This window comes from Hyphomicrobium denitrificans ATCC 51888 (assembly GCF_000143145.1).
In the GTDB taxonomy this organism is placed as follows: domain Bacteria; phylum Pseudomonadota; class Alphaproteobacteria; order Rhizobiales; family Hyphomicrobiaceae; genus Hyphomicrobium_B; species Hyphomicrobium_B denitrificans.
Genome location: NC_014313.1, coordinates 3,312,137 through 3,332,332, shown reverse-complemented (window position 1 = coordinate 3,332,332; position 20,196 = coordinate 3,312,137). Strand labels below are relative to the sequence as shown.

Here is a 20,196-nt window from a genome sequence, read left to right as displayed (position 1 = left end):
AAAATTAAACTCTGGGTTTCAGAGGCCTTGAAAGCTTGGCCCACTGAGATCATATCTTGCGCAGGTGCGGCGGATTTGCGCCGCTTCAAACGAGGATTTTACGACAATGGCTGAAGTTTTTACGCGTCCGACTGGGCCAATCGGCGGCGCGAGAACATCCGGCGCATTAGACCAGGGGCTGCGCTCCTTCATGCTCGGCACCTACAACTATATGGCTCTCGGCGTGGCCGGCACCGCTGTCGTCGTGATGCTGTTGATGGCCAACCCGGCCGTCATGCAGGCGATCGCGCTCGGACCGATGAAGTGGGTGATCTTCGCCGCGCTTCTGGGTCTCGGCTGGTTTGCCCCCCGTCTGTTCTTCTCGGGTAGCACCGCGCTCGCGCACGGCGCCTTCTGGGCGTACTGCGCACTCTGGGGCGTCCTGATCTCGCCGATGATCGAAATGTTCGTCGCGCGCGGCCTTTCGGGCCTGATCGGTCAGGCCTTCTTCATCGCGGCGGCGACGTTCGCGGCGACGAGCCTCATCGGTTACACGACCAAGAAGGACATGACCGGCTGGAGCGGCTTCCTGTCGATGGCGTCGATCGGCCTGATCATCGCGATGCTGGTGAGCTTCTTCTTCATCACCGACCCGGGTACGAGCAAGACCGTCAGCCTGCTCATCTCGTCGGTCGTCGTGCTGCTCTTCTCGGTCATGACGGCGTTTGAGACGCAGGCGATCAAGTCGATGTACATCGAGAATGCGTCTCACGGCAGCGAGGATGCCCTGAAGCGCTCTTCGATCTTCGGTGCGTTCATGCTGTACGGTTCTTTCATCACGATGTTCATCCACATCCTGAACATCCTGGGTCTGATGAACAGCGACAGCAATTAACGTCAGACGAAATATCGAATGCGAAAGGCCCCGAAAATTCGGGGCCTTTTTTATATCCGCGCTACCGTCGCTGCTCAGGAATTGACCAGATCGAGCCTGTCTTCGAGCACGCTGAGCACGCGTTTGAGATCGTGCCCGCGCTTCATGATCAGGCCACCCGCCGCGATGACGCTATAGGCGCCCTGCTTGCGCGCGAGGCGCAAATCCTTCTCGATCCGGTAGAGCGGATATTCGCACGAGCGCCGGAAGACGGAAAAAACGGCTTTATCGCGCAACAGATCGATCGCGTAATCGCGCCATGCTCCGGACGCGACCTTGCGCCCGTAAAGATCAAGGATGGCGGCAAGTTCATGCCTGTCGAAGGAAGTCGGCCGGTTTGGCTCGGAACCGTGCGTTTCGGGAGCCGCGTGATGCCCCGCGCGTCGCGGGCGGAAAACTATCGGATCGGTTGTCTCGCTCAAATCGAGTCGTCCGTTGCTGACCTTTTCTGAGGATCGCCCCAATACTTGGCGAAAGCAAGAACTCGCTTATTGCGATAGCTTGTAGAGACTCCTTTGCACCGAATTACCTCGCATCCGACAAATTCGCGACGACCAACTGGCCACAATCCGCCGTATTAAAACGCGATAGAGATAACGGTTGACCGAGACCTTGCTTCACAACCGGCTCTGGACACTCAGCCCCCCAGCCCCCCGGGGCCACAGTTTCGGAGCTAGGTCTCGGCAACCCTCCTGATTACCCTCTCCTGTCTTGGCTTCCCCGTCCAAGACAATCCCTGCCAGATACCCTTCAAGGGCCGGATCGATCCGGCCCTTTTTTCGTGTCGCATGACAGGATCGTTATTTGAGACAACGAGAAAAACTGTGATTATATCAAGTTACGCTGAAGCGAAAATGGATAGCGATCGCAGGATGATAGCACGTGCACGGAAACCGGCCGCCAAGGCGCCGCCCAAGTCTGCAATCAACCCGTTGACGGCCAAATGGAATAGCGAGTTCGGGCTTCCGCCATTCGACAAAATCGAAGCTCGCCACTTCAAGCCCGCGCTCGAAGCCGCCTTCCGCCAGCACAAGGAAGAGATCGAAAAGATCGCGTCGAATCCGGCCAAGCCGACATTCGCAAATACGATTCTGGCCCTCGAGAAGAGCGGCTGGCAGCTCTCCAGCATCGCCTCCGTTTTCTGGAATATCGAGGGCTCCAACTCGACTCCGGAATTGCAGGAAGTCGCGCGCGATATGGCTCCGCGGTTCGCGGCACATGAAACGCGAATTCTCCTCGACAAGCGTCTGTTCAAGCGAATCGCTGACCTTTACGAGCGCCGCGAGTCGCTGAAGCTCAGCGACGAAGATCGCCGCGTGCTGGAACGCCATCATCTCGAATTCGTCCGCGCCGGGGCGCGCCTGTCGCCTGCGGAAAAATCGCGCGTCAAGGAAATCAACGCCCGGCTCGCGACGCTCGTCACGCAGTTCATGCAGAACGTTCTGAAGGACGAGCAGTCCTGGCGGCTCGTTCTCGAAGACGAGACCGATCTCGCGGGCCTGCCGTCGACGCTGCAGGAAAGCGCCGAGCGTGCCGCCGCCGATGCCAAGGTCGATGGCAAGGGAATGATCACGCTGGCACGCTCCAGCGTCGAAGGATTTTTGACGTTTTCCAGCCGCCGCGATCTGCGCGAGCAGGCTTTCGAAGCCTGGGTCAAGCGCGGCGCTCACGACGGCGATACCGACAACCGTCAGATCGTTGCCGAGGCCGTTGCGCTCCGCAGCGAATATGCGCGGCTGATGGGATTCAAATCCTTCGCCGAGTTCAGCCTGCAGGACACGATGGCGAAAACGCCGGACGCGGTCGACGATCTGCTGCAAGGCGTCTGGCGCAAAGCCGTCAAGCGCGCTGGCGAAGAGCACGATGCGCTTCTCGCCGAAGCCCGTGCAAGCGGCGATAATTCGCTCATCATGCCGTGGGACTGGCGCTACTACGCCGAGAAGGTGCGCAAAGCCAAATTCGATTTCGACGAGTCGAAGCTCCGGCCGTACCTGCAGCTCGACAACATGATCCGCGCCGCATTCGGTTGCGCGACGCGGCTGTTCGGCCTGCGATTCAAGGAACGGACCGACCTGCCGCGCTATCATCCCGAAGTCCGGGTCTGGGAAGTCCTGAACAAGTCCGGCGATCATGTCGGCATCTTCATGGGCGATTATTTCGCACGGCCCTCGAAGCGGTCCGGCGCCTGGATGTCGGCATTCCGCTCGCAGCATAAGCTGGCGAAAGGCCAGTCGCCGGTCATCATCAATGTCCTGAACTTCGCCAAGGGCGCTGACGGCGAACCTGCTCTGCTGTCATTCGACGATGCGCGCACGCTATTCCACGAATTCGGCCACGCTCTGCACGGCCTGTTGTCGGATGTCAGCTATCCGTCGATCTCCGGAACCGCCGTCTCGCGCGATTTCGTCGAACTGCCATCGCAGCTTTATGAGCATTGGCTGTCGACGCCGGAAGTGCTCGAAAAGCACGCGCTGCATTACAAGACCGGCAAGCCGATGCCGAAAGCGCTGCGCAATCGCCTGTTCGCCGCGCGTAATTTCAATCAGGGTTTTGCGACGGTCGAATATACGTCGTCGGCGCTGGTCGACATGGCGCTCTATTCTGCCAATGGCAATCCCATCGGCGACGTCGAAGGCTTCGAGCGCGAGACGCTCAAAGACATCGGCATGCCGGACGAGATCGTGATGCGCCACCGCATCCCGCATTTCATGCACATCATGTCGGGCTATGCGGCGGGCTACTACAGCTATCTGTGGTCCGAAGTGATGGACGCCGATGCGTTCGAAGCGTTTGAGGAAGCGGGCGACGTGTTCCATCGTCCGACCGCGAAAAAGCTCTATGAGTTCATCTATTCGGCGGGCAATCGCCGCGATCCGCATGCGGCCTATGTCGCGTTCCGCGGCCGTCCGCCGAAGATCGATGGGTTGCTGAAAAAGCGAGGCCTGGCGGCTTAACTTTTTGCGCATTTAAATTCGACGCCATGGCCGGGCTTGACCCGGCCATCCAGAGCCGATTGTTCCGGAGATTGAGTGTCGCGCTCTGGATGGCCGCCTCGGAGGGCGGCCATGCCGTATAGAGGGCAACAAGCGTCAGAGCCTACCACAGGCCCGCGAGAGTTCCGCCGATGATCGGGCCGCTGCGGTCCTCCTGCAGGAGCACCACGATCTTCTGAACTTCGGCCTGCATCAATGCAGCGCGCGGAAGCTGGATCGCAAGCGGCTGTCCCTTCCAGATTCCGATCGGCGTCAGCTCACGCACGATGTTCTTGTACGTAAGCTGCTTGCCCTGGTTCTCGCCGTCCTTGACGTCGACCGTACCGGACGTTTGCACGACACCAAGCCAGATCGTCGCCTCGCGCGGTCCGTGCCCGGCTTCCTCTCCGCCGAGCGCGAAGTTCAGCGTGTTCCGCTCCTGCCAGAAACGGATCGGAATGTGCCGCGGTCCGACCTTGTCCGACGTCCGCTCGATTGCGCTCTGAATTTCGGCTTCCGATGCGCCGTTGACGTGAACTTCGCCGTTGACGATCGCTTGCGGCGTATAGATGGCGCCGTCGCCACGGGCGCGGGCATAGTTGCGCTGCCGCTCGCTGTTGCGCGGTGAACCAAACGTGTCTTTCCAGCCGAGATAATTCCAGTAATCGACGGGGAACGTCAGCGCGATGATCGACGGGTCAGCGGCAAGCTTGTCGAGCAGCGCATCCGCCGGCGGGCAAGATGAGCAACCTTGGCTCGTGTACAGCTCGACGACAGCTCGCACGGGCGTAGCGGGCTGTCCCTCCTCGCCAGCGGGTTGAGCTGCGAGAGACGACGCGGTGGCGACGGCGAATACGGGCGCCAGGACTGCTGCCAGAAGACTATCGCGAAAACGCATTTCTGCTCGCCCTAGTCGTGCTTCGTATGGGAAGCACGACAAAACAAAAGAGCCGAAGTCTTTCCGCAGTCGGAAAACCCCAGCGAGGTGATGCTGTCACCTCTGATCTTTCTTACTCTCTAGCGTGATGGCCAGAAAGTGAAAGCCCGGAAAGCCCTGTCACGAACGGGTGAGGAGCGCGGTATTCATCTTAACGCGACGACGCCGGCAGCAAAAAGGGGCGCAGCGCGCCCCTTTGTTTATCGCGATCGGTGAAAACCTGCTTACGCCGCCAGATTGCGCAGCACGTAATGCAGAATGCCGCCGTTCTTGAAGTACTCGATCTCGTCCAGCGTATCGATACGGCAGAGCACCGGCACGTCAAACGACGTTCCATCGGCCCGCGTGATCGACAGATTGACGGTCTCGCGCGGCTTCACCTTGGCGAGGCCCCGGATCGTGACCGTCTCGTCGCCCTTGAGCCCGAGCGTCTGCCACGAGGTGCCATCCTGGAACGTGAACGGCGCGACGCCCATGCCGACGAGGTTCGAACGATGGATGCGCTCGAACGACTGCGCAACGACGGCGCGCACGCCAAGCAGGTTGGTGCCTTTTGCTGCCCAGTCGCGCGATGAGCCGTTGCCGTATTCGATACCGGCGAACACGACCAGCGGCACGTTCTCCTGTTCGTAGAGCATGGCGGCATCGTAGATCGCCATCTCCTTGCCCGACGGATAATGGATCGTCAGGCCGCCTTCCTTCACGTTGCCGTTGGCGTCCTTCACCATCGCGTTCTTGATGCGGATGTTGGCGAACGTGCCGCGCATCATGACTTCGTGGTTGCCGCGCCGCGTACCGTACTGGTTGAAGTCGACGGGCTGCACGCCGTGATCGAGCAGATAGCGTCCGGCCGGGCTGGACGTCTTGATCGATCCGGCGGGCGAGATGTGGTCGGTGGTGATCTTGTCGCCGAACAGCCCGAGAATGCGCGCATTCACGACATCGCCGACCGGCTTCGCATCGCGCGCGATGCTCTGGAAGTAGGGCGGGTTCTGAACGTAGGTCGACTCGCCGTTCCAGCCGTAGGTGAGCCCGCCGCCGATCGCGATCGACTGCCAGTTCGTGTCACCCTTGAACACGTCGGCGTAGCGCGCCTTGAACATGTCGCGCGTGATGTTCTCGGCGATGAACTTCTGGATTTCCTGCGAGGTCGGCCAGATGTCCTTGAGATAGACGGCCTTGCCGTCGCTGCCGGTTCCGATTGGATCTTTCGTCAGATCCTTGAGCACGGTCCCCGCCAACGCATGCGCGACGACGAGCGGCGGCGAGGCGAGATAGTTTGCCTGCACGTCAGGGCTGACACGGCCTTCAAAATTGCGGTTGCCCGAAAGAACCGCCGCCGCGACGATGCCGTTGTCGTTAATCGCCTTCGACAACTCCGGCGCCAGCGGTCCCGAGTTCCCGATGCAGGTGGTGCAGCCGAAGCCGACGAGATTGAAACCGATCTTGTCGAGATAGGTCTGCAATCCCGACTGCGCGAGATAAGCGGCGACGACCTGCGATCCAGGCGCGAGCGATGTTTTCACCCACGGCTTGCTCGTCAATCCGCGCGCGACGGCATTGCGGGCGAGAAGCCCGGCTGCGATCAGAACGCTCGGGTTCGACGTGTTCGTGCAGCTCGTGATCGCCGCGATGACGACGTCGCCATGCCCGATGTCGTAGGCTTTGCCCTCGACCGGAACGCGCTTCTCAAGCTCGCCCGGCTTCTTGTATTCCGACGCCAGCGCGGTCTCGAACCCGCTCTTGATGTCGCCGAGCGCGAGCCGGCCTTCCGGCCGCTTCGGTCCAGCCATCGACGGCACCACGTCGCCGAGATCGAGCGCCAGCGTGTCGCTGAACACCGGATCGGCGGAGCCCGACTCGCGGAACAGGCCCTGCGCCTTCGAGTAGGCTTCGACGAGCGCAATGCGATGCGCATCGCGTCCCGAGATCATGAGATAATTGATGGTCTCCGAGTCGACCGGGAAGAACCCGCACGTCGCACCGTATTCCGGCGCCATGTTGCCGATCGTCGCCCGGTCGGCGAGCGTCATGCTGTCGAGGCCGGGACCGTAGAATTCGACGAATTTGCCGACGACGCCCTTTTTGCGCAGCATCTGCGTAACGGTCAGGACGAGGTCCGTCGCCGTCACGCCTTCGTTGAGCTTGCCAGTCAGGCGGAAGCCGATGACTTCCGGAATGAGCATCGACTGCGCCTGCCCGAGCATCGCCGCTTCCGCTTCGATGCCGCCGACGCCCCAGCCGAGCACGGCAAGGCCGTTGACCATCGTCGTATGGCTGTCGGTGCCGACGAGCGTGTCGGGATAGGCGACGGTCGAGCCGTCGGGCAACTGCTTCGTCCAGACCGTTTGCGCCAGGTATTCGAGATTGACCTGATGGCAGATGCCGGTGCCGGGCGGCACGACGCGGAAATTATGAAACGCGCCCTGGCCCCATTTCAGGAAGTTATAGCGTTCGCCGTTGCGCGCGTATTCCAGCGCCACGTTGTCGGCGAGCGCCTTCGGCGTTCCGAATTCATCGACGATGACCGAATGGTCGATGATGAGATCGACCGGCACCAGCGGATTGATCTTGGACGGATCGCCGCCGAGCTTCGTCATGCCGTCGCGCATCGCCGCGAGATCGACGACGGCCGGAACGCCGGTGAAGTCCTGCATCAGGACCCGCGCCGGACGGAAGCCGATCTCCTTTTCCTTTTTGCCCTTGTTATCGAGCCAATCGGCCATGGCCGCGATGTCGGCTTTCGTCACCGTGCGTCCGTCTTCATGACGCAGCAGGTTCTCGAGCAGAACCTTCATCGAATAAGGGAGCTTGGAAATGCCCTTGAGGCCGTTGGCCTCGGCATCGGGCAGCGAATAGTAAACGTAGGGCTTGCCCTCGACAGTGAGGGTCTTGCGGCAATTGAAGCTGTCGTTGGATGTAGGTGTGAGTGCGCTCAAGGTCAGGCCTCCGAAGTTAGGACGAAGGGCTGCGCCGCCGGAGTGCCGGCGGATCGAGGACATCCCGCGACATCGCTGACGATGCCGCGCGATCCCCGCTTTTGCGCTAGCGAAGGATACAACGTGCCTTTTATATAATCCTTCAAAAAAGTGAACCCCTTCACGTTTTGGCGATGGCGTCGCAGGCAAAATGCAGCAGCCATCGTTCATTTTGCAGTCACGGAAACCGTCCCTGTGCAACTCATTGCCGAAGACTTGGTCATAGAGCGGGGCGGCCGCATCGTTATCGATGGCCTGTCGTTTTCGGTTTCCGAGGGGGAAACCCTGGTCCTGTCGGGAGCGAACGGCGCGGGCAAGACGACCTTGCTCCGAACGATTGCGGGTTTCATCCGCCCCGCGAGCGGAACGGTCCGGCTCGACGGCGGTGACGGCGAACTGACGATCACGGAGCAGGCGCACGTCGTTGGTCATGCCAACGCTATCAAGTCGAGCATGACGGTTTTCGAAAACGCTGTCTTCTGGGCGGAATATCTCGGCGGACAAGCGGCGAGCACCGAGCGGATCGAGCGCGCGCTTCATCACTTCGGCTTGGAAGATCTCGTGGAATTTCCGGCGGCTTATCTTTCAGCCGGACAACGGCGGCGGCTTGGCCTCGCGCGTCTTTTGCTTGCGCCACGCACGCTCTGGCTTCTCGACGAGCCGACCGTATCGCTCGATATCGCGTCGTCCGACCGGCTCGTGGCCGCGGTCAATGATCATACGCGCGAGGGTGGCATCGCGATCGTCGCGACGCATGTCCCGCTGGCGCTGGAGCGCGCCCGCACGTTGACAATCGCTTCGCAAAGGATGGCCGCGTGACGAGTTTCTGGGCACTCGTTCGCCGCGACCTGCGATTGGCTGTCCGCGAAGGCGGCGCGATCGGCACGGCGCTGGGCTTCTTTCTCGTCGTCGTCTCGCTGATGCCGCTCGGCCTCGGGCCGGACCTCAATCTGCTGGCGCGCATTGCGGCCGGCATTTTGTGGATCGCGCTGCTGCTGGCGGCGCTGCTGTCGCTCAACCGCATTTTCGAAGCCGACTACGAGGACGGCACGCTCGATGTCCTCGCAACCGGCCGCCTGCCGCTCGAACTCGTCGCCGCCGCGAAAGCGCTGGCGCACTGGCTGACGACCGGCATCCCGCTGGCGCTGCTCGCGCCTGTGCTTGGGATTTTGCTCAACCTGGACCTCGGAGCTTATCCGGTCCTCGTCGCAACGACGCTCGCCGGCACCCCGGCGGTCAGTTTCCTCGGAGCCATCGGCGCCGCCTTGACGGTGAAGGCGCGGCGCGGCGGCTTGCTGCTGGCGCTCGTCGTGCTGCCGCTTTATGTCCCGACCTTGATTTTCGGCATATCGGCCGTCAGCGCCACGATGGGACCTTCCGGCATCGGTGCGGCGTTTCTGATCCTGACCGCGATATCGCTCGCCGCCGTCGTCCTCGGACCCATCGCCGCCGCCGCCGCCCTCCGCATACAACTTCAATAATTGTCGGGAAATTTTGAACGGCAACCATCTCGGCCGCAGGCTCGCCTCCGGTTGACACCTCCGCGACGCGCGTAAATTCGGCGCGGTGGCGGCTAGATGGGAGCTATCAAATGCGGAAATCTTTCGTTTTCCTACTTTATGTGGTGCATCTGGCAATGTTGATAAAATCCGAGATGCCCTGGCAGGAAAAGCTGCTTTTCCTGTTCTCTCTTCACCTTGCAATGTTTCAGATTTTTAAGTCTCGCTAGGCCAGCCATTCATTGCTTAAAATTGGCGAAAGCCTTACATCCCCGTCCATGCAAACGCTGACGCAGCAACTGGCCAACCCGACCCGTTTCATGGGGCTCTCCGCGAGAGTGCTTCCGTGGGCGTGGGCCGCGGCCGCAATCTTGATTGCCGTCGGATTTTACCTGTCGTTTTTCGACTCGCCCGCCGACTATCAGCAGGGCGAGACGGTGCGCATCATGTATATCCACGTGCCCTGCGCGTGGCTCTCGATGATGATCTACGGCCTGATCGCCGTATCGAGCTTCGGGCTTCTCGTATTCAGGCATCCCCTTGCCGACGTTTCTGCCAAGGCCGCCGCGCCGATCGGCGCCGCCTTCACGTTTCTGGCGCTGCTGACGGGGTCGCTCTGGGGTAAGCCGATGTGGGGCACCTATTGGGTGTGGGACGCGCGCCTGACGTCGGTGCTGATCCTGTTCTTCCTCTATCTCGGATTGATGGCGCTCCGCGCCGCGCTCGAAGATGAATCGGCCGCGGCGAAGCTGACGGCGGTGCTCGCGCTCGTCGGCGTCACGATCCTTCCGATCATCAAGTTTTCGGTCAACTGGTGGAACACGCTGCATCAGCCATCGACCGATTTCACATCGACCGTCGATCCCAGCATGCGCTGGCCGCTGATCATCATGGCGCTGGGATTTACGCTGCTGTTCTTCGCCATGCATCTAAAGGCCATGCGCAACGAAATCATGCGTCGCCGCGTGAAGGCCATGCGCGCGCAGGTCGTCGCCGGCCGTGACCGGCTCGCAGCGTCGGGGTCGGCGACCTAGCATGGACCTCGGACCGCACGCCGCTTTCATCTGGATTTCCTATGCCGCCGTGACCATCGTCGTCGCGGCCCTCATCGCCTGGCTCGTCTTCGATGGCAGAAGGCAAGCCGCCGCGATGGAGGAACTCGAAAAGCGTGGCGCGAGACGCCGCTCGGCAGGCGCCGTGGAGTAAGACTGTGAATCGATCGAAATTTCTACGTCTGTTGCCGGTTTTGCTTTTTGCCGCCGTCGCGGGCTTTTTCGCGATAGCGCTGCACACCGGCGATCCGTCGCTTCTTCCCTCGACGCTCGTCGGCCGGCAGGTTCCGCAGGGCGTGTTCCCACCCATCGAAGGTCTGGAATCCGCGAACGGGACACCCGAAGCTGGCTTCACCAGCGCCGACCTCGCCAAGGGCAAGGTTTCCGTCGTCAACTACTGGGCATCGTGGTGTGTGCCCTGCATCGAGGAGCACCCGTTCCTCGAAAAACTGAAAAGCATGGCGAACGTCGACATTTACGGCATCAACTATAAGGATCGCGCGGACGCGGCGCGCCGGTTCATCGGCCGCTTCGGCAATCCCTATACGGCGGTTGGCACGGACTCGTCGGGCCGGGCCGCCATCGACTGGGGCGTCTACGGAACGCCCGAGACGTTCGTCGTGAATGGCAAAGGCCAGATCGTCTACAAGCACGTCGGTCCGATTTCCGAAGGCGCGCTGACGGCGAAATTGCTTCCCGCAATAGAAAAAGCCCGCGCGGAGGCGGGCTCGACAGCGTCCGGGTCCTGATCGACCGGGCGCCGTCCGACGAAAAACTCAACTCAGAGCGACTGAAATTTCTTCGTCTCGTTGTCATAGACGGTGAGCATGCCCGTCGCGATGTCGAAGTGCGCGCCGTGCAGCTGCAGCAAGCCCTTCTCCTCGCGCTCGCGCACGAACGGAAACGTCCGCAGATTTTTCAGCGACTGCATGACGCCTTCTTGCTCGAGCGCACGCTGTTTGAACTCAGGCGAAGCATCCGGATGATTGCGCTGAACTTCCAAACGCGCTTCGTCCAGCATCGACATCCAGCGCGAGACGAAATGAGCTTCCGTCTGCACGGCGGCTTTCTCGTCCCACGCCGCCTTGATGCCGCCGCAGCCGGAATGCCCGATAACGATCAGATGACGGAGATTGAGATTGAGGATCGCGAATTCGATCGCCGAACTGACGCCGTGGAAGTTGCCGCCCGTTTCGTAGGGCGGAACGAGATTGGCGATGTTGCGCAGCACGAACAGCTCGCCCGGCATGGCGCTGAAGATCGTTTCCGGATCGACGCGGCTGTCGGAGCACGAGATGATCATCGTCTGCGGGTCCTGACCCTGCGTCGCGAGCCTCTCGTAGTGCGCGGCGTTCGGCGTGAAGTGCCGAAACTTGAAGCGGCGATAGCGATCGGAAAGGGAGTCGGGAAAGCTCTTCATTGTCCGTGGGTTCTCCTTCTTACGAGCCGCCGCGCAGCGTCGCGCCTTTGCGCAAACGGGTGTTGGTCCTCAAAAGCACGCTGTATCCGAGAATGGCCGACATCAGCGAACCGCTCAGTACACCGAGTTTCACGTGACCGTTCACCTGCGCATCAGGGAATGCCAGCATGCCGATGAACAGGCTCATCGTGAAGCCAATACCGCCGAGAATGGCTGTGCCGAATAGCTGCATCTCCGTTGCGCCATCCGGTCGCGCACCGAGCCCGCTCGTCATCGCAGCCTTGGCAAAAGAGTAAATCCCGAGCGGCTTGCCGATGAGCAGGCCGAGCGCGATGCCGAGCGAAATCGGCGAGGTGAAGTCCCGCAGCGAAATCGCCGCAAACGAAACCCCCGCATTGGCGAGTGCGAAAATCGGCAGAATGAGAAAGCTGACCCACGGCCCGAGTCGATGCTCGGTCGCTTCGAGCGGCCCTTCGCGGCCCCGGCCGTCTGTCAGCGGTACAGCGAGCGCGGTCACGACACCGGCAAGCGTCGCGTGGACGCCGGATTTCAACACGCACAACCAGACGAACGCGCCGACGAGAGCATACGCCCACATCCGCATCACCCCGTAGCGGTTGAGAAGTACAAGGCCCGCAACACCGGCAAAGGCGAGCGCCAGCGCCGACAGCGACAGGTCGCCGGTGTAGAAAAACGCGATGATCAGAATGGCGCCGAGATCATCGATGATCGCGAGCGCCAAAAGAAAAACCTTGAGGCTTTGCGGCACGCGCGAACCGAGCAACGCTAGAACCCCGACGGCAAACGCGATATCGGTCGCGGCCGGGATCGCCCACCCGCGAAGCGCGATATTGTTGTTCCAATTGATCGCTGCATAGATGAGCGCAGGCACGATCATACCGCCCAATGCCGCGATCACTGGAAGCAGTGCGGCCTTGCGGTTCGACAACGCGCCGCGCAGCATCTCGCGCTTGATCTCGAGCCCGACGACGAAAAAGAAGATCACCATCAAGGCGTCGTTGATCCAGTGCAACAGCGACTTGGACAGCGCGAACGGCGCGATGCCGACGGCTAACGGCAGTGCGAGCGCCCGGTCGTAAGCATCGGCATACGATGAATTCGCGATGATGAGTGCGAGAACCGCGGCACCGAGCAGCGCCAATCCTGCGGCGGCTTCACGGCTGACGCCCGTCGTAGTCGTTTCCGGCTTCATTTATGACCTTTGATTTCTCAAATAGGGAAGTCGTAGGTAGCACGGCCTGTCGGGGCAAGCGAAACGTTGGACCGCATCGCCGCATCGTGGACTGCGGCTACGGGCGTGTAAGCGGATGAAACCTTATGCTTGAGAGGCGCGCCGCTTCGGTAAGATTTCAAGCACGGTGTCCGCCGGACGGCAGAGGCGCGTACCGAGCGGTGTTACGACGATCGGGCGGTTGATCAGGATCGGATGCGCCATCATCGCGTCGATGATCGCGTCGTCGCCAAGGCCCGGATCGGCGAGCCCAAGTTCCTCATATAGCGCCCCTTTTTGCCGAAGTAGAGCACGCGGGGTGATGCCCATCGCCGTGATGAGCTGCACGAGCTCTTTGCGCGTTGGCGGCGTCTTCAGATATTCGATCACGCGCGGCTCTTCGCCGTGCTCGCGGATCGTTGCCAGCGTCGTGCGCGACGTACCGCAAGCCGGGTTGTGATAAATCGTAATCGTCATTAGGCGTCCTTTCCGGCTTTCCTCATGTTGAAAGCCAGGCCCAGTCGATCAGCGGCAGCATGAGACGATCGCTGCCGCGGCTGGCTTCCACGCCGAAGGCAACGCCTTGCGTTGCATGGTTCCATGCATCCGATACGGACGCGCCGTTGAGCAGGCGTGCGGTCAGGAAGCCGGTAAACAGGTCCCCCGTGCCGTGGGGAACGTCCGCAAGCTTTTTCACGGTACTGATTTGAACGTTCCCGCTCTGGACGAGTACGTTTGCCAACTCATCAGGCCCCGACGGAATGGACGTCGCAGCCACGATCGGACAGGCGAGCGTCAACGCCACCTGCGCCGCATCCTCGGGCGATTGCACGTCCTGACGTGCGAGCCAGCTCAGCTCGAACCGGTTGGGCGTGGCGACGTCGGCAAGTGGAACCAGCGCGTCGCGCACCACCGCCGCCGCGGCCGCATCGATGTAAAGGCCCTCCGGATCGTCGCCAAGAATTGGATCGCATACGTAAATGATCTGCGGACTGATCTCGCGCATCCGCTTGACGAGCCTCGCGACCCACGTCGCATGCCCGACCGACGGCAGATATCCGGAAAGCACAGCATCGAACGTACCGAGCCAGCCGTTCGCCTCAAGCGCGGCGCTCATCTTTTCCAGCGCAGCCGGCTCGAGAATGACGCCCGCGCATTTCTCGCGCGCCGGATGGTTCGACAGCACCACGGTCGGCAGCGCCACGACCTCGATCCCCGCCCGTTGCAGCGGAGCGATGGTAGGGCTCAGCCCGACCGTATCTTGCGCGACGTGCGATGAAATAACGAGAATTCGGCGCATGGTCCTGATTACGCTTGAAGATCGTGCGGAGGCGCACCCATTCAAACTGGGCGAGCAAAGCGTTCTAACACGGCTCCTCAGCAGCGCATCCGCGTTAATGCGCGCCGTGACGTTTATCGCTTGGCTCGAAAGTTGAGGTATGCCTCGCGCTCGGATGCGTTATGGTGCGCCGCACCATCCCCGCAGCTCCGGAGCCGACGCCGATGGCGATGAGACCAAGACGCAGCGTTCTCTACGTTCCAGGAGATAACGAACGCGCCATCGACAAAGCCAAGACGCTTGCCGCGGACTCGATCATTCTCGATCTCGAGGACTCCGTCGCGCCCGCGAACAAGGAGTTGGCCCGCAAGCAGACGGTCGCCGCCATTCACGCAGGCGAATTCGGCTCGCACGAAGTCATTCTGCGCGTCAATCCCATCGAGACGCCGTGGGGTATGGCCGATCTTCAGGCGGCGATCGCGGCCGTACCCGATGCGATCCTCGTTCCGAAGGTATCTCAGTCCGGCGATATCGTCGGCACGGCGAAGGTGTTGAAGGCCGCCGATGCCGACGCGCGCATTCGGCTCTGGGCCATGATCGAAACGCCGATGGGCATCATCAACGCCCGCGAAATCGCGGCGTGCGGACCTGACCCCGACAACCGTCTCGCGTGCTTCGTCGTCGGCACCAACGATCTCTTGAAGGAAAGCCGCGCAAGGGCCGGCAGCAACCGCTTCGCCGTCGTGCCCTGGCTGGCGATGACGCTCGTCGCGGCGCGCGCGTACGGGTTGGACGTTATTGACGGTGTGTACAACGATTTTAAGGATGATTCTGGTTTTCGCGCCGAATGCGAACACGGTCGCACGCTCGGCATGGACGGCAAGACCCTGATCCATCCCTCGCAGGTCGCGCCCTGCAACGAAATTTTCTCGCCAAGCGACGACGAGGTCACCTGGGCGACCAAGATCATCAAAGCCTTCGAACAACCGGAAAACGCCCGCAAAGGCGTCATAACCGTCGAGGGACGGATGGTTGAGCGCTTGCATCTCGTCATGGCGAAAAGGGTTGCCGCCATTGCCGACGCCATCGATGCGCGAGCGCGCATCGAGGAGCCGTGGTTCTGAGCCCGCATAGAAACCGAGGCGTCTGCGGCCCTTGATCGCGTCTCGCAGTCCCGAAAAGGGTTGCGGTTCACGTCCCACATCCGGAAAAAGAACCGCAACAACCGGCGGCAACGAAGGCGAGACCGATGACGGACACGAAAACCAACGCAGGCAATTTCTTCGAGGATTTTCGCTTCGGTCAGGTCATTCAGCACGCAACGCCGCGCACCGTCACTGATGGCGACGTCGCGCTTTATACGGCGCTTTATGGTTCACGGTTCGCTGTGCAATCGGCCGACACCTTCGCTAAGGCGATCGGCTATCCGAAAGCGCCGCTCGATGACCTTCTGACGTTTCATGTCGTCTTCGGAAAGACGACGCCGGATATCTCGCTCAACGCCATCGCCAACCTCGGCTACGCCGATTGCCGCTTCCTGAAGGCGGTCTATCCCGGCGACACGCTGACCTCCACATCGGAAGTCATCGGACTAAAAGAAAATTCCAACGGAGAAACCGGCACGGTTTACGTCCGCTCCACCGGGCGCAATCAGGATGGCCAGGTCGTCCTCGAATATTGCCGCTGGGTGATGGTGAGAAAGCGCACGAAGGGATCGCCCGCGCCGGAAGCCGTCGTGCCGAAACTGGCCGACCGCGTCGATCCGAAGGACATCGCGTCGGCCGTTCCCCCGCTCGACATCTCGAAATACGATCTCGCGCTCGCGGGCTCGCCGCATCGTTGGGGCGACTACAAAGCGGGCGAGAAAATCGATCACGTCGACGGCATGACGCTCGAGGAAGCCGAGCATCAGACCGCGACACGCCTCTATCAGAACACCGCGAAGGTTCACTTCAATCAGCACACCGAGGCCAAGGGCCGGTTCGGCAAGCGCATCGTTTATGGCGGCGTCGTTATCTCGCTCGTTCGCGCGCTTTCCTACAACGGCCTCGGCAACGCATTCCATCTGGCCGCGATCAACGGCGGCCGTCACGTCGCCCCGACGTTCGCCGGCGACACGATCTACGCGTGGTCGGAAATACTCGAAAAGGCCGAGATTCCGGATCGCAAGGACATTGGCGCGCTGCGCGTCCGCATGGTCGGCGTCAAGAATCAGGATTGCTCGACGCTGCCGCTGAAGAACGAAAAAGGCGAGTATGCCGAAGGCGTCGTGCTCGATCTCGACACGTGGCTCGTCCTTCCGCGCTGACCGGCTGATCGTTGCGATCGGCTGACGATACGTTCTATCTTGGCGTCGGCGTGCGTTCGCATTCGTGCGCGCCGGGCCTCGCCGATTTTGTTTGTCCGTTTCGACGTTCGGGTTATGTGGCATTTGGAGAATTGCCGCGTGGCCTGCGAGACGCTAAAACGCTGCTCCGAGATTAGAAGGTATCCAATGCAAGCCATCCCAGGGCGTAGTTCGCGACCGGAGCGGCCGCTTTCTCCCCACCTCCAGATCTATTCGCCGCTGATCAACATGATGATGTCGATCGTGCATCGCATAACCGGCGTTGCGCTGTATGTCGGCTCGCTTCTGCTGGCGGTGTGGCTCCTCGCGGCGGCCTCGGGGCCGGACTATTACGATTACGTCGCCGGCCTGCTCGGATCGTGGCCAGGAAAGATCGTCCTGCTCGGATATACCTGGGCGCTCATGCATCACCTGCTCGGCGGTCTCCGGCATTTCATCTGGGACACGGGGCGCGGCTACGATCTCAAGACCGTCGATCTGCTCTCCTGGGGAACGCTGGCCGGATCGCTCGTCCTGACAGCGCTGATCTGGATCGGCGTCGCCATGTCGGGAGGGCTTTGATCATGACGATGCGAACGCCTCTCAAAACGGCGAGATACCTCGGCTCCGCGAAAGAAGGCGCCGACCACTTCTGGAAGCAGCGCGTTACTGCGGTGGCGAACGTTGTCCTGGCAGTGTTCCTCGTCTGGCTGGTGGTCTCGCTGACCGGCGCCGATTACGCAACCGTCAAGCGTCAGCTTGGCAATCCGCTCGTTGCGCTGGGCCTGCTCTCGCTCGTGCTATCCGGCGCGATCCACATGCGCCTTGGCATGCAGACGATCATCGAAGACTACGTGCACGGCGAAGGGGCGAAGATCGTCGCGCTGATGCTCAATACCTTTTTCACAATTGTCGTTGCGCTCGTCAGCATCTTCTCCGTGCTGAAGCTGAGCTTCGGGGCTTAGGGACATGGCGAATACGAACGGCAAAACGAACGGAGCCTCGGCCGCACCGGCTGTCGGCGGCAAGGCCTATCCGATCGTCGATCATCAATATGACGTGGTTGTCGTCGGCGCGGGCGGCGCCGGTCTGCGCGCCACGCTCGGCTGCGCCGAAGCCGGACTGAAAACGGCGTGCGTGACGAAGGTTTTCCCGACGCGTTCGCACACCGTTGCCGCGCAAGGCGGCGTCGCGGCGGCCCTCGGCAACATGGGTCCGGATGATTGGCGCTGGCACATGTACGATACGGTCAAGGGCTCCGACTGGCTCGGAGACCAGGACGCGATCGAATATCTCTGCCGCCACGCGCCGGCCGCCGTGTACGAGCTCGAGCACTACGGCGTGCCGTTCTCGCGCACCGAAGACGGGAAGATCTATCAGCGCCCGTTCGGCGGCATGACGACCGACTTCGGCGAAGGTCCGCCCGCACAGCGCACCTGCGCCGCCGCCGACCGTACCGGCCACGCGATGCTGCACACGCTTTATGGGCAGTCACTGCGCTACGCGGCGGAATTCTTCGTCGAATACTTCGCGCTCGATCTGATCATGGATCGCGACGGCGCCTGCCGCGGAATCATCGCGCTGAGCCTCGAAGACGGAACGCTGCACCGCTTCCGCGCCAAGAAAACCATCCTCGCGACCGGCGGCTATGGCCGCACGTATTTCTCATGCACGTCGGCGCACACCTGCACCGGTGACGGCAACGCCATGGTGCTCCGCGCCGGACTGCCGCTGCAGGACATGGAGTTCGTGCAGTTCCACCCGACCGGCATCTACGGCGCGGGCGTTCTGATTACCGAAGGCGCACGCGGCGAAGGCGGTTATCTGACGAATTCCAAAGGCGAGCGCTTCATGGAGCGCTACGCGCCGCACGCCAAGGATCTGGCATCCCGCGATGTCGTCTCGCGCTCGATGACGGTTGAAATTCGCGAAGGCCGCGGCGTCGGCGCCGAAGGCGATCATATCTTTCTGCATCTCGACCACCTCGATCCGAAGATCCTGGCCGAGCGCCTGCCTGGCATCACAGAGAGCGCCAAGGTCTTCGCGGGCGTCGATCTGCGCCGTCAGCCGATCCCCGTGCTGCCGACGGTCCACTACAACATGGGCGGCATTCCGACGAACTATCACGGCGAGGTTCTGACCAAGAAAGACGGCAATCCCGATCATGTCGTGCCGGGATTGATGGCGATCGGCGAGGCCGCGTGCGTCTCGGTGCATGGCGCCAACCGGCTCGGCTCGAACTCGCTCATCGACCTCGTGGTCTTCGGCCGCGCGGCGGGTCTTCGTTGCGCCGAGACGATCGAAACCGGCGCGATGCAGACGGAACTGCCGAAGGACGCCGACGACAAGATCCTCGACCGGCTCGACAGGTTCCGCTTTGCGAAGGGATCGACGCCGACCTCGGCGCTCCGCCTGCGCATGCAGAAAACAATGCAGGCGAACTGCGCCGTCTTCCGCGATGGTCCGGTTCTGAAAGAAGGCGTCGAAAAGATCGCCGCCGTCTGGCGCGACGCGGCGGATATTTCCGTCACCGACCGGTCGCTGATCTGGAATTCCGATCTCGTCGAAACGCTCGAGTTCGATAACCTCATCGCGCAAGCCGCCGTGACGGTTACCGGCGCCGAAAATCGCAAGGAAAGCCGCGGCGCGCACGCACGCGAAGACTATCCCAAGCGCGATGACGTCAACTGGATGAAGCACACGCTCGCCTGGGCGGACTACGCCACGAAGACGGTGAAGCTCGACGAGCGGCCCGTGCACACCCGGACGATGACCAACGAAGTCAAGTACATCGAACCGAAAGCACGCGTTTATTGATCGTTTCGTTATGCGTGCGGCGGGTAGAAATAGCGCGTCGCCATGAAGACGCGGTATGGTGCGGCGCCTTGAGGAGCCGCATCCATTGAGCAAGTCCACATCCGAACCGGTCGATGAATCCGACACCCGTATGCCGCCCGATCCGTTCGCGGCCGTGCTGCCCGCGCTCGCGGCGCTGGGCGCGATAACCTCGATCGCGGCGATCAACTGGTCGGGCGAGGGAAAGCTCGCGACGCGTACGCGAACGAAACGCAAGACGTCCGCCGCGCTCCGCGATCTGGAAACGTGCTGCATGGGGCTCGCCGAGATTTTCCGCCGCTTCCAGCGTCATCCGCGCGTCTTCGCGGGTGAAGGCGGCCAGGCCTCCGCTCCGTTGAAGTTCGGCGTGCACGGGCAGCGCATCCGCGCCGATGCGCAACGCCTCTACCTGCAACTCATGAACGATATCGCATCGATGCTGGTTCTCGCCGCTCAGAACGCGTTCGACGTGATGACCTCGATCGAAGACGGCGACATCGACGCGCCGGAAGAGATCTTCTTTGCCTTCGGCGAGCAGCAGGATCGTCTCAACACCGTCCTTCAGACGCGCGTGACGCTGCGCGCGGCCGTCGACACGGGCGCGGACATCGCCGAGCGTCTGGTCGCCTTGGTGGCCGAGCTCAAGACGTATCAGAAGCCTGCTTAACGCGCTTCGCTGAAAAGCCGATCGGCTTTAGGCACCAAAGAACGGCCTCCCGCGACGAGCGCTGCCGTTGACAGGGTGGCCCGATAG

20 protein-coding genes are annotated in these 20,196 nt (G+C 61.7%); 13 read left to right on the top strand and 7 right to left on the bottom strand.

Annotation, left to right across the window (positions count from 1 at the left end; all coding sequences use genetic code 11):
• Nucleotides 1-106: 106 nt before the first annotated feature.
• Nucleotides 107-874: a Bax inhibitor-1/YccA family protein gene (locus HDEN_RS16105; protein ID WP_013217209.1), complete on the top strand. Its 768-nt coding sequence runs from the start codon at nt 107-109 to the stop codon at nt 872-874.
• Between the two features lie 74 nt (nt 875-948).
• Here the strand turns inward: HDEN_RS16105 and HDEN_RS16100 are convergent, their stop codons facing one another.
• Complete coding sequence (locus HDEN_RS16100) at nt 949-1,335, bottom strand: DUF2794 domain-containing protein (protein WP_013217208.1); 387 nt, start codon at nt 1,333-1,335, stop codon at nt 949-951.
• Nucleotides 1,336-1,785: 450 nt separating this feature from the next.
• On the opposite strand from HDEN_RS16100, the gene HDEN_RS16095 reads away from it, so the two are divergent.
• Complete coding sequence (locus HDEN_RS16095) at nt 1,786-3,867, top strand: M3 family metallopeptidase (protein WP_013217207.1); 2,082 nt, start codon at nt 1,786-1,788, stop codon at nt 3,865-3,867.
• Between the two features lie 142 nt (nt 3,868-4,009).
• On the opposite strand, the gene HDEN_RS16090 is transcribed toward HDEN_RS16095, so the two are convergent.
• A complete protein-coding gene (locus HDEN_RS16090; protein WP_013217206.1) occupies nt 4,010-4,783 on the bottom strand; it encodes a DUF1223 domain-containing protein in 774 nt (257 codons plus the stop codon).
• A 263-nt stretch (nt 4,784-5,046) separates the two neighbouring features.
• Nucleotides 5,047-7,761, bottom strand: coding sequence for an aconitate hydratase AcnA (acnA, locus tag HDEN_RS16085; RefSeq protein ID WP_013217205.1), 2,715 nt, complete (start codon nt 7,759-7,761; stop codon nt 5,047-5,049).
• Nucleotides 7,762-7,995: 234 nt separating this feature from the next.
• Between acnA and ccmA the strand changes: the two genes are divergently transcribed.
• From ccmA to HDEN_RS16060, 5 genes are all read left to right on the top strand, one after another.
• A complete protein-coding gene (ccmA, locus tag HDEN_RS16080) occupies nt 7,996-8,619 on the top strand; it encodes a heme ABC exporter ATP-binding protein CcmA (protein WP_013217204.1) in 624 nt (207 codons plus the stop codon).
• On the top strand, nt 8,616-9,281 hold the full coding sequence (ccmB, locus tag HDEN_RS16075; RefSeq protein ID WP_013217203.1) for a heme exporter protein CcmB: 666 nt from the start codon (nt 8,616-8,618) through the stop codon (nt 9,279-9,281). Before ccmA ends, ccmB begins: the two co-directional genes overlap by 4 nt.
• A gap of 296 nt (nt 9,282-9,577) precedes the next feature.
• Nucleotides 9,578-10,333 (top strand): heme ABC transporter permease, encoded by a 756-nt coding sequence (locus tag HDEN_RS16070; protein ID WP_013217201.1) that lies wholly within the window; start codon nt 9,578-9,580, stop codon nt 10,331-10,333.
• 1 nt (nt 10,334) lies between these two features.
• Nucleotides 10,335-10,505, top strand: coding sequence for a heme exporter protein CcmD (gene ccmD, locus HDEN_RS16065; RefSeq protein ID WP_013217200.1), 171 nt, complete (start codon nt 10,335-10,337; stop codon nt 10,503-10,505).
• Nucleotides 10,506-10,509: 4 nt separating this feature from the next.
• Nucleotides 10,510-11,100: a DsbE family thiol:disulfide interchange protein gene (locus tag HDEN_RS16060; RefSeq protein WP_013217199.1), complete on the top strand. Its 591-nt coding sequence runs from the start codon at nt 10,510-10,512 to the stop codon at nt 11,098-11,100.
• 32 nt (nt 11,101-11,132) lie between these two features.
• On the opposite strand, the gene HDEN_RS16055 is transcribed toward HDEN_RS16060, so the two are convergent.
• The 4 genes from HDEN_RS16055 to pdxY form a co-directional block, all read right to left on the bottom strand.
• Nucleotides 11,133-11,771: a carbonic anhydrase gene (locus tag HDEN_RS16055; RefSeq protein WP_013217198.1), complete on the bottom strand. Its 639-nt coding sequence runs from the start codon at nt 11,769-11,771 to the stop codon at nt 11,133-11,135.
• Between the two features lie 19 nt (nt 11,772-11,790).
• Nucleotides 11,791-12,984 (bottom strand): Na+/H+ antiporter NhaA, encoded by a 1,194-nt coding sequence (nhaA, locus tag HDEN_RS16050; RefSeq protein WP_013217197.1) that lies wholly within the window; start codon nt 12,982-12,984, stop codon nt 11,791-11,793.
• Between the two features lie 123 nt (nt 12,985-13,107).
• Entirely contained in the window at nt 13,108-13,479 is a 372-nt protein-coding gene (gene arsC, locus HDEN_RS16045; RefSeq protein ID WP_013217196.1) for an arsenate reductase (glutaredoxin), read from the bottom strand.
• A gap of 22 nt (nt 13,480-13,501) precedes the next feature.
• On the bottom strand, nt 13,502-14,302 hold the full coding sequence (gene pdxY / locus HDEN_RS16040; RefSeq protein WP_013217195.1) for a pyridoxal kinase: 801 nt from the start codon (nt 14,300-14,302) through the stop codon (nt 13,502-13,504).
• Between the two features lie 161 nt (nt 14,303-14,463).
• Here pdxY and HDEN_RS16035 point away from each other — a divergent pair, with 161 nt between their 5' ends.
• The 6 genes from HDEN_RS16035 (at nt 14,464) to HDEN_RS16010 (ending at nt 20,109) form a co-directional block, all read left to right on the top strand.
• Nucleotides 14,464-15,405 carry an HpcH/HpaI aldolase/citrate lyase family protein gene (locus HDEN_RS16035; RefSeq protein ID WP_013217194.1) on the top strand — a complete coding sequence of 314 codons (942 nt, stop codon included), beginning with the start codon at nt 14,464-14,466 and terminating at the stop codon, nt 15,403-15,405.
• Between the two features lie 125 nt (nt 15,406-15,530).
• Nucleotides 15,531-16,589 (top strand): MaoC family dehydratase, encoded by a 1,059-nt coding sequence (locus HDEN_RS16030; RefSeq protein ID WP_013217193.1) that lies wholly within the window; start codon nt 15,531-15,533, stop codon nt 16,587-16,589.
• A gap of 186 nt (nt 16,590-16,775) precedes the next feature.
• Nucleotides 16,776-17,189, top strand: coding sequence for a succinate dehydrogenase, cytochrome b556 subunit (gene sdhC, locus HDEN_RS16025; RefSeq protein WP_013217192.1), 414 nt, complete (start codon nt 16,776-16,778; stop codon nt 17,187-17,189).
• Between the two features lie 2 nt (nt 17,190-17,191).
• The gene (gene sdhD / locus HDEN_RS16020) at nt 17,192-17,572 is read left to right on the top strand and encodes a succinate dehydrogenase, hydrophobic membrane anchor protein (RefSeq protein ID WP_013217191.1); all 381 of its coding nucleotides are present in this window, start codon (nt 17,192-17,194) and stop codon (nt 17,570-17,572) included.
• Nucleotides 17,573-17,576: 4 nt separating this feature from the next.
• Nucleotides 17,577-19,424, top strand: coding sequence for a succinate dehydrogenase flavoprotein subunit (gene sdhA, locus HDEN_RS16015; RefSeq protein WP_013217190.1), 1,848 nt, complete (start codon nt 17,577-17,579; stop codon nt 19,422-19,424).
• 85 nt (nt 19,425-19,509) lie between these two features.
• A complete protein-coding gene (locus tag HDEN_RS16010; RefSeq protein WP_013217189.1) occupies nt 19,510-20,109 on the top strand; it encodes a hypothetical protein in 600 nt (199 codons plus the stop codon).
• The last annotated feature ends 87 nt before the right edge of the window (nt 20,110-20,196 follow it).